Below are 9482 nucleotides of genomic sequence, written 5' to 3' on the forward strand. Positions count from 1 at the left end.
CTTCTATGCTAAATTTACCTATAAAAAACTGCACCTCCAACTGTTAGATGGTGTCTAACAATTGGGGTGCAGTTCATTTCCGGTCAAGGAAAAGCGGGGTTTCGCATGGACGAGTGGAACCATACGTCCACCCGGACTAGCTAAATATGAACAAATCCTGCGTAAGCGAGAAAATGCGCTCCAAGTAGCCAAGCACCCAGTGCGGGAACAATCCCAATACTACACTTGCGGCTACGCACAGCCACATCGTTACGCTAAGCGGAACGCTGGTGCGGATCGGCTGCGCTCCGTCTTCGCTGCGCATGAACATTTGGCGGATCAAGCCGAAGTAGAAATAGTACGAAACGACGCTCGTTCCGATCATGACCGCCGCAAGCCAGTAATGCTGCGTTTGCAGCGTGCCGAGCAAAATGTACAGCTTCCCGAAGAAGCCGCCGGACACCGGCAGCCCTGCCAGAGACAGCACCAACAGCACGGTTGCGACTGCCGTTCCCGGCGCCCGGTAATACAAGCCGGCCAAGCCTTTGATCTCATCGTCGCCCGTCGAGCGTTCAATGATCATCAGCACCGCAAAAATCCCGATGTTCATAAACAGATAGGCGATCAGGTAAAAAGCGAACTCGGCGAAATTCGAATAATGCATCATCGAGAACTGAATCGCGATCGGCACCATCAAGTAGCCCGAGTTGGCAATCCCGGAGTAAGCCAGCAGCCGCTTCATGTTCGTTTGCCGCAGAGCAATGAAGTTCCCGACGATCATCGCAGCCGCCGCCACGACCATCAAGGATAGCAAGACGTCCTTATGGAACGGAAGATTCATCAGATCCCCGATCGCATAGACGTTGTACATGAACCGGAACAAAATCGCAAATGCCGCCGCCTTCGACACGACCGCAAGAAACGCGGTAACCGGCGTCGGAGCTCCTTGGTACACGTCCGGAGCCCACATATGGAACGGCGCCGCCGCCACTTTGAAGCCGAAGCCCGCAAGCAGCAGGAAAAAGCTTAGATAAACGAGCGGAAGCATTCCATGGGACGCTGCCCCCAGTCCCGCGTTAATCTCCTTAATCACCGTCGAGCCCGTCATGCCGTACAAGAAGGACATGCCGTACAAGATGACGGCTGACGATACGCCGCCCAGCACAAGGTATTTGAAAGCCCCCTCGTTCGAGCGCTTGTCTTTCTTGCGCATGGCGACCAAAATATAGGAGGTGATACTGAGCAGCTCCAAGCCGACGAAGATGGTGATCAGATCGCCGGACGAAGCCATAATCATACCGCCGAGCGTCGCCGGCAGAAGCAAGTAATAAAATTCGCCGATATGCGGAATTTCATCTTCTTTCACCGAGCCGATGCTCATTAGCGTAATCAGCCCGGCTCCCGCCAGCAATACCAGCTTCAGGATGGCCGCAAAATCGTCGACCCGGTAGCTGAAGTTCAGCAGTTGCTTTGGTTCTGCAGGATTGAGCTGCCCGGCCGCAAATACAGCGGCAATAACAATGCCCACCAGCGACAGCCAGCCCAGCCAAGTCCGGTTCATTTGACGCGGCAGCAGCAGATCAAGCAGCGACAGCACCACAGCGGCGGCGACAAGTGTCAGCTCCGGAGCCAGCAGACCCAGATCACTTAGCTCAAGACGTATCGGTTCCACCGGTCTAACCCCCTATCTTCGCAGAAACGCTGTGAATGAATTGATCGAAGCTGCTGACGGTTTGATGCAGCGGATTGCTTAGCACGCCCGGGTAAATCCCGAGCACCACGATGAAAGCGACAAGCGCAATCATCGGAATCGCTTCGATCAACCGTGCGTCCCGCATCTCCGGCAGCGTCGTCTTCTGCGGTCCGTACGTGATACCGAGCACCCCGCGAAGCACGTAGACCGCAGCCAGAATGATCCCAAGCGCCCCGACGGCCGTAATGATCTTATACTTCTCAAACAAGCCCAGGAAGGCCAGGAACTCGCCGATGAAGCCGGACAACCCAGGCAGACCGAGCGAAGCCATCCCCGCTACAAGCAGAATGCCGGAAATAAACGGCACCGATTTGGCCAAGCCCCCAAGCTGGTCAAGCTCCGTCGTCTGCGTGCGCTCATAAATGCTCCCGACAAGCAGGAACAGCAGCGCCGAGATGAGACCGTGAGAGACGAGCTGGAATATGGCTCCTTCCAGACCGGCCGGGTTAAACGCGGCAATGCCGACCAGCACGATGCCCATATGGCTAATACTGGAGTAAGCCAGCACCAGCTTGAACTCCTTTTGCACGAAGGCCAGAATCGCACCGTACACGATGTTGATCACCCCGAGAATCGCCAGTACGGCAGCCCACTGCACCGCCTGCTGCGGGAACAGCAGAATCCCGAAGCGGATCAGACCGTAAGCGCCCATTTTCAGCAAAATGCCGGAGTGAATCATAACGATCGACGGCGGCGCTTCCGTATGTACTTTCAGCATCCACGTATGGAACGGGAAAATCGGCAGCTTGATGCCGAAGGCCACGAGCATCATCAGGAACAGCACCCATTTCATCGTTTCGCTTAAATAGAACGGGTTACCCTCCAAATCGCCTTGATTCACGTACGAATCCGCGCTCTGGAACAGATGCTCCATAATCACGTTGATATCCCCGGAATAATGAATCGAAATGCCGTTATCCCCCATCGTTTGGCCGAAGCCCGCCGTACTGACGAGGATGAGAAAAGCGATCAGCATAATCGCCGAACCGATTCCGTTATAGATCAAGAACTTGTTCGCAGCCCGCTCCCGGTCCATATACCCCCAAATGCCGATCAGGAAGAACATCGGGATCAGCGTCAGCTCGAAGAAGACGAAGAACAAGAACAAATCCTGCGCCATAAAGACGCCGAACATGCCGGTTTCGAGCAGCAGGAACAAAATAAAATACGATTTCCAGCGCTTCTTGATGTACACCGACGCCAGCGCAGCCATCGTTGCGACAATCGCGGTCAAGAAGACGAGCGGCAGCGAAAGGCCGTCAACGGCCATCGTATACTTGAACTCGAAGAAGTAAGCCGTCAATTGACTGAGTCCCTGCGTCTCTTTGTTCAACGGAACAAGGATCCACGGTACCTCTTCTTTGAACTGCATGCCTTCGAGATTATGGTTGAACTGCCCGTAAAGCCAGGCGGACAGCACCAGCGGAATGAGCGTCGCGACAATCGCCGTCGCTTTGATCCACTGGCCCTGCGTCTTGGGCATAAACATCAGGATCAGCACACCGATGAGCGGCGAAAAGGCGATGAGCGATAAAATAGGAATACTATCCGGCATCGATGAACCTCCTTCCCGCAATAGCCAGCATCAGAATCAACAGCCCGAGCAGCGTCATCAACCCGTACGATTGTACCTGCCCGTTCTGCATCCGGGAGCCGAGGCGTCCGAGGCCGATTACAGTATAGCTGGCCAAACGAACGATGCCGTCGACCACATAGACGTCGAACAGGTGCAGCAACGACCCGATTCCCTGAAGCGGACGCACAATGATCGCCTGATACAGCTCATCGATGTAATACTTGCGGTTAAGCAGCCGGTACAGCCAAGGCGCGCCAGCCGAGACGGCGTCGGCCGAAATGACGCGTTTGAGATAGACGAGATATCCCAGTCCGATCCCGAGCAAACCGACGACGTTGGACATCACCATAACGAACCAGGAAGCATGCTCTTCTTCCGCATGTCCGGTTAGCCACGAGCCCAACCACGGATTGAACGGCGTGAAGACGAAGCCGGCCACCACGGCAAGAACCGCCAGCACGATAAGCGGGAAAGTCATGGAGCCGGGAGATTCGTGAACCGGACCGTGATTTTCCTTTTGCCGGGATTTGCCCATGAACACCAGAAAGAACAGACGCGACATATAAAATGCGGTAAAAAACGCTGCGATCAGCCCGACCCAGAACAATCCGGTATGTCCGGTGTTATACGCTTCGGCAAGAATCGCATCCTTGGACCAGAAGCCGGACAGCGGCACGATTCCGCTGAGCGCAAGGGCGCCAATGGCGAACGTCCACGCCGTAATTTTCATTTTGCTGCCGATGCCGCCCATTTCGTGAATGTTCTGCGTGTGCACCGCATGAATAACGCTGCCTGCGCCGAGGAATAGCAGCGCCTTGAAGAACGCGTGCGTGAACAAGTGGAAAATGCCAGCCGTATACGCTACGGTCGTGCCGATCCCCAGCGCCATCATCATATAGCCGAGCTGGCTGACCGTAGAATAGGCCAAGATCCGCTTAATATCGTTCTGCGCCGTACCGATCGTGGCGGCGAATATCGCCGTAAACGCTCCGACCACGGCAACCACGGTCAAAGCCACGGGCGATGCCGTGAAAATGTCGAACGTCCGCGCTACGAGATACACGCCGGCGGCAACCATGGTCGCGGCATGGATCAGCGCACTGATCGGCGTCGGACCTTCCATCGCATCCGGCAGCCACGTGTGCAGCGGGAATTGGCCGGATTTGCCGATGGCTCCGACGAAGATCAGAATGGCAATCCAAGTTGCCATATCGCCGGAAATTTTTCCGCCGGACAGCGCATTATGAATCGAGCTGAAATCGAGCGCATGGTTCGGCATAACCCAGAACAGCAGCAGAATGCCTAGAAACAACCCGACGTCGCCGATCCGGGTGACGATGAACGCCTTTTTGGCGGCCGCCCGGGCTTCCGGCTTGAAATACCAGAAGCCTACGAGCAGGAACGAGCAGACGCCGACCAGCTCCCAGAATATGTAGAACTGCACCAGGTTCTCCGAGATGACCAGCCCGAGCATGGAGAACGTAAACAGGGTAATATAAGCGAAAAACACGTTAATTCGCTCATCCCCGTGCATATAGCCTTTGGAATAAATATTGACAAGCAAGCTGACAAAGGTCACGATGACCAGCATGAGCGCGTTCAAATTCGTAACCTCGAAGCCCATGTTCAGCGTAATGTTGCCAAGATGGAGCCATTGCAATTTGTTCCACGTGAAATCTTCAACGTTCCCGCCGATCCGTTCCCAGAAAACAAGGACGGACAGCGCGAACGAAGCGAACACGGCCACAATGCTGATATAAGCGCCCGCCTCCCGCAAACTGCGCCCCACCGCCGTTAAAATGAGAAACGACAGCAAGGGGAACAACGGGATGAGCCAAGCGTATTGCGAATAAGCCGATACCATGGGCTTAAGTCCTCCTCCAAGAGATTACCGCAAGCTTTCCTAAAAAACGATCTCTGATTGCCTATCCGGATAGCCTCCCCGGCTACCGGAAAGGCGCTTGCGGAAGCTGCGCTATCGCTTCATCGAGTCCATCTCGTTGACATCCGTTGTTCCTTTGTTGCGGTACAGCGCAATCAGTATCGCAATGCCGACAGCCACTTCCGCCGCGGCCACCGTAATGTTAAACAGCGAGAAAATTTGCCCGGTTAATCCCGGGTTGACGCCCAGCTTGGAAAAAGCGACGAGGTTCAGGTTGACGCTGTTGAGCATCAGCTCGACAGACAGCAAGACGATAACGGCATGCTTTTTCGAGAGCGCTCCGTACAATCCGATGCAGAATAGAATCGCTGCCAGCGTCAAGTAAGGCGTAGCCAATCCGGTAGCTCCCATCCCTCAATCCTCCTCTCTCTTCGCCACGATGATCGCACCGATGAAAGCGACCGTCAGCAGCACCGACATCAATTCGAACGGGATCACATGGTTGGTAAACAGCAGCTTCCCGATCTCCATGGTATTGTCCTGCATCGACGGGTATTCGCCGGAAGGAAGCTGCGATTGCTGGATCGCGTAGAAGATGATGCCGAACAGTCCCGCCGCCCCGACGAACAACAGTCCGTTATGCCACGGCCGCTTCGGCTCTTCTTCCTCTTCCTTGGTATGCTTGGTCATCATGATCCCGAAAATCATCAGAATGGAGATGGCGCCTGCATAGATCAAAATCTGAACGACGGCCACGAATTCCGCTTCGAGGACGACATACAGCCCGGCCAGGCTGATGAACGTCAGCGCCACGGCCATGACCATGTGGACCACTTTGGTGAAGCTGAGCATGAAAATCGCCCCGCCGATGGCAAGCAGCGCACAGATGAAAAATGCGATATTTTCGCCGCGGGACAAAAAGTCGACGATATTTCCGAACATTATTTCGCCCCGCCTTTCGGAAGCGCGGAGTTGTTCTCCTTGCGCACATTGTTATTGTTCTCGTTCAGCCATTGCAGGTTTTTGAACAAATCGTCGCGGCTGTACGTGCTCAGCTCGAAGTTGTTGGTCATCACGATCGCTTCGGTCGGACATACTTCCGTACACAAGTCGCACAAAATGCATATTTCAAAGTTAATATCGTACGTATCGATCACTTTTCCCTTTTTCTCGGGGTCCGGGTTCGGCTTACCGACCAGATTGATGCACTCCGTCGGGCAAATGCGCGCGCATTGGTTGCAGACGATGCACTTCTCGGGGTCAAAATGCTGGATGCCCCGGAACCGGTCCGGCATTTGAAGCGGAACGTCGGGATAAGCGTAGGTCACTTTTTTCTGGGTCATGGATTTAAAGGTCACGCCCAGCCCCTTCATGATGCCCTTCATAGTCAATCACCCTTTCATCCTCGGCATCCGGCTGCCGGGTCCTTGTTACATCGCAATCGCCATATAGATGGCCGTTACAAAAATATTAACCAGCGCCAGCGGCAGCAGTACTTTCCAGCCGAGTCCCATCAGCTGGTCCACCCGAATCCGGGGCATCGTTGCGCGCAGCCAGAACAGGAAGAATACGATGAACGCAAACTTCAGTAAAAACCAGATGATCCCCGGGATAAAATCGAGGAACGGAAGCGGCGCCTGCCACCCTCCCAAAAATACGGTCGTCGTCAGGCCGGCGATAGCGAACACGTAAACGTATTCGGCAAGCATGAAAAACGCAAAGCGGAAGCCGCTGTACTCGACGTGGTAGCCTGCAACCAGCTCCGACTCGGCCTCAGGCAAGTCGAAGGGCGTCCGGTTCAGCTCCGAAACGGCAGCAACGATAAACACGGCAAAGCCGATAATTTGTGGCAAAAAGTTCCAGTGCCAGAACCCGCCCGCCTGTCCTTCTACGATCGTGCGAAGGTTCATGCTGCCGGACATCATCACGACGCCTACGATGGAGATAACCAACGGAATTTCATAGCTGATCATCTGGGCGGCAGAACGCATTCCGCCGAGCAGGGCGTATTTGTTATTGGAAGCCCAGCCGCCAAGCACGATGCCGATGGTCGAGATTCCGGAAAGCGCAACATAGTATAACACTCCGACGTTCAGGTCGCTGCTGATCAGCCGGTCCGTGAACGGAATGGCCGCAATGACCGTAAACGCAGGAATAAACGTGATCACCGGAGCGAGGATGAAGAGCTCGCGCTCGGCTTTTCTCGGAATCGTGTCTTCTTTAATCAAGAGCTTGAATACGTCCGCGACCGTTTGCAGCAGTCCGAGAGGGCCGACACGGTTCGGACCGATCCTCATCTGCATCCAGCCGATGACCTTGCGCTCGAAGTAGATCGCGTAAGTCACAAAGCCGAGCACAACCAAAAGCAGCACGACGCCCCACGCGAAGAAAATGGCCGCATTCGTCCATGTTAACGGCTCTTGCAATAAATCCGGCATCAGCTATCCACCTCCCCGACAACGATATCGATGCCTCCGAGAATGGTGATCAGGTTCGTCATCGTTTCGCCGACCAGAAGCTTCGGAAGGATCTGCAGATTGACGAATGACGGTCTGCGGAATTTCAGGCGGTACGGCTTATCTTTTCCTTTGGAAATAATATAGCAGCCGATTTCGCCGCGCGGCGATTCGATACCGGCATACACTTCCCCTTCGGCGGGACGCAGCACACGAGGCACCTTGCCCATGATCTCGCCTTCCGCCGGGAACTGCTCGACCGCTTGCTCCAGAATGCGCAGCGATTGGTGGATCTCCTCCAGCCGCAGCAAATATCTGGCGTAGCAATCGCCGCCCGTGCTTACCGGGACGTCGAAATCAAAGCGGTTGTAAATGCTGTAAGGTTGGTCCTTCCGGAGGTCCCAGTTTACCCCCGTACAGCGCAGATTCGCACCGCTCAGCCCGTAGGCGATAGCCGTCTCCGCGTCGTACTTCCCGACCCCCTTGATCCGGGCCAGAAAAATTTCGTTTCCGCTCACTAACTCGTTATATTGGTCCAGCTTGCCCCTCATGTAAGGAACAAACTCGCGCACCTTCTGAATCCAGCCTTCCGGCGCATCCCACTTGACTCCGCCAACCCGCATATAGTTGTATGTCAGCCGGGCCCCGCACAGCTCATTGAACAGGTCGATAATAATCTCCCGGTCGCGGAACGCGTACAAGAACGGGCTCATGGCCCCGATATCAAGCAGGTATGTGCCCCACCAAACCATGTGGCTGGCAACACGCTGGAGCTCCATCACGATCAAGCGCAGGAACTCGGCTTTTTCCGGGATTTCAAGCTGCATGAGCTTCTCCACGGCATTGACAAGCACGTAATTGTTTGTCATCGCCGATACGTAGTCCAGCCGGTCGGTATAAGGAATAATTTGGGTGTAGGTTAAATTTTCGGCCAGCTTCTCCGTTCCCCGGTGCAGGTATCCCATGACCGGGATCGCTTCCGTGATGATTTCGCCGTCGAGCTTGACGACGATCCGAAACACTCCATGCGTACTCGGATGCTGCGGGCCTACGTTCAGCAGCAATTCTTCCGTTCTAATGGCCAAACTTCATCACACCTCCGGGTCGAGCGGCTCATAATCTTTGCGCAGCGGGTGACCGATCCAATCGTCAGCCATCATAATCCGGCGCAGGTCGGGATGTCCCGGAAAATCGATTCCGAACAAATCGTAGACTTCCCGTTCGTTCCAATTGGCCGTTGGCCAAATCGGCGTCACGGAAGGAATGGACGGCGATTCCCGGTCCGTCTTCACTTTCACGCAATAATTGCGCTTGGTTTCCAATGAGATGATATGGTATGCCACTTCCATATGGGTCTCCATATCGATCCCGGACACGTTGCGCAAGTAGTTCAGCTTCAGCTCCTCATGCGTCCGCAGCAGCTCTGCCACGTCCGGCCAAGCCTCGGCTTTAACAATAACATAGGGAATATGCCCGTCTTTTTCATTAATAAAAGCTTCTTCGACCGCATCCTCGCGAAAATCTTTCAATATCGCCACGAGCCGGTCCACCAGCGGTTGGTTCGGCGACGGCTCCTTCGGCGCCTCGGGCTCCGCCCCTTCCGCTTTCGCGGCGCGCGCGTTCGCTCGCGCGGCTCTCGCCTCGGCGGCGGCTTTCGCCTTCGCCTCCTTCTCGGCGTCGCTCGGCGCTGCGCGCTCCGCCTCCGGCGCGTCGCCGGGCTCGCCTGCGGCGGCCTTCGCGGCCCGCGGCTTCCGCGCCTCCGCGCCAGGCTCGCTGCCGCCTGCTGCCGCTTCGCGCGGCTGCGCGCCTTCGGCGCCTGCCTGCGGCGCTGCAGGC

At 55.5% G+C, this 9482-nt stretch carries 9 protein-coding genes; all 9 read right to left on the minus strand.

Annotated elements, in window-relative coordinates:
* Positions 1 to 136: 136 nt before the first annotated feature.
* Positions 137 to 1651 (minus strand): NADH-quinone oxidoreductase subunit N, encoded by a 1515-nt coding sequence (locus tag QJ48_RS32365; protein WP_054977443.1) that lies wholly within the window; start codon positions 1649 to 1651, stop codon positions 137 to 139.
* A gap of 4 nt (positions 1652 to 1655) precedes the next feature.
* Positions 1656 to 3287 carry a NuoM family protein gene (locus QJ48_RS32370; protein WP_054977444.1) on the minus strand — a complete coding sequence of 544 codons (1632 nt, stop codon included), beginning with the start codon at positions 3285 to 3287 and terminating at the stop codon, positions 1656 to 1658.
* Complete coding sequence (gene nuoL, locus QJ48_RS32375) at positions 3277 to 5172, minus strand: NADH-quinone oxidoreductase subunit L (protein ID WP_054977445.1); 1896 nt, start codon at positions 5170 to 5172, stop codon at positions 3277 to 3279. The genes QJ48_RS32370 and nuoL overlap by 11 nt, the downstream gene beginning before the upstream one ends.
* 111 nt (positions 5173 to 5283) lie before the next feature.
* Positions 5284 to 5601 (minus strand): NADH-quinone oxidoreductase subunit NuoK, encoded by a 318-nt coding sequence (nuoK, locus tag QJ48_RS32380; RefSeq protein ID WP_010499416.1) that lies wholly within the window; start codon positions 5599 to 5601, stop codon positions 5284 to 5286.
* A 3-nt stretch (positions 5602 to 5604) separates the two neighbouring features.
* The gene (locus QJ48_RS32385; protein WP_054977446.1) at positions 5605 to 6132 is read right to left on the minus strand and encodes an NADH-quinone oxidoreductase subunit J; all 528 of its coding nucleotides are present in this window, start codon (positions 6130 to 6132) and stop codon (positions 5605 to 5607) included.
* The gene (gene nuoI, locus QJ48_RS32390; protein WP_010499413.1) at positions 6132 to 6575 is read right to left on the minus strand and encodes an NADH-quinone oxidoreductase subunit NuoI; all 444 of its coding nucleotides are present in this window, start codon (positions 6573 to 6575) and stop codon (positions 6132 to 6134) included. The genes QJ48_RS32385 and nuoI overlap by 1 nt, the downstream gene beginning before the upstream one ends.
* Before the next feature lie 45 nt (positions 6576 to 6620).
* On the minus strand, positions 6621 to 7628 hold the full coding sequence (gene nuoH / locus QJ48_RS32395; RefSeq protein WP_025847682.1) for an NADH-quinone oxidoreductase subunit NuoH: 1008 nt from the start codon (positions 7626 to 7628) through the stop codon (positions 6621 to 6623).
* Positions 7628 to 8731, minus strand: a complete 1104-nt coding sequence (locus QJ48_RS32400; protein ID WP_054977447.1) for an NADH-quinone oxidoreductase subunit D — start codon at positions 8729 to 8731, stop codon at positions 7628 to 7630. Before QJ48_RS32400 ends, nuoH begins: the two co-directional genes overlap by 1 nt.
* Positions 8732 to 8737: 6 nt before the next feature.
* On the minus strand, positions 8738 to 9482 hold a 745-nt coding region (locus QJ48_RS32405; protein WP_193394527.1), incomplete at its 5' end, for an NADH-quinone oxidoreductase subunit C.

The sequence above is a fragment of the Paenibacillus sp. A3 genome, from assembly GCF_001399685.1.
Classification (GTDB): domain Bacteria; phylum Bacillota; class Bacilli; order Paenibacillales; family NBRC-103111; genus Paenibacillus_G.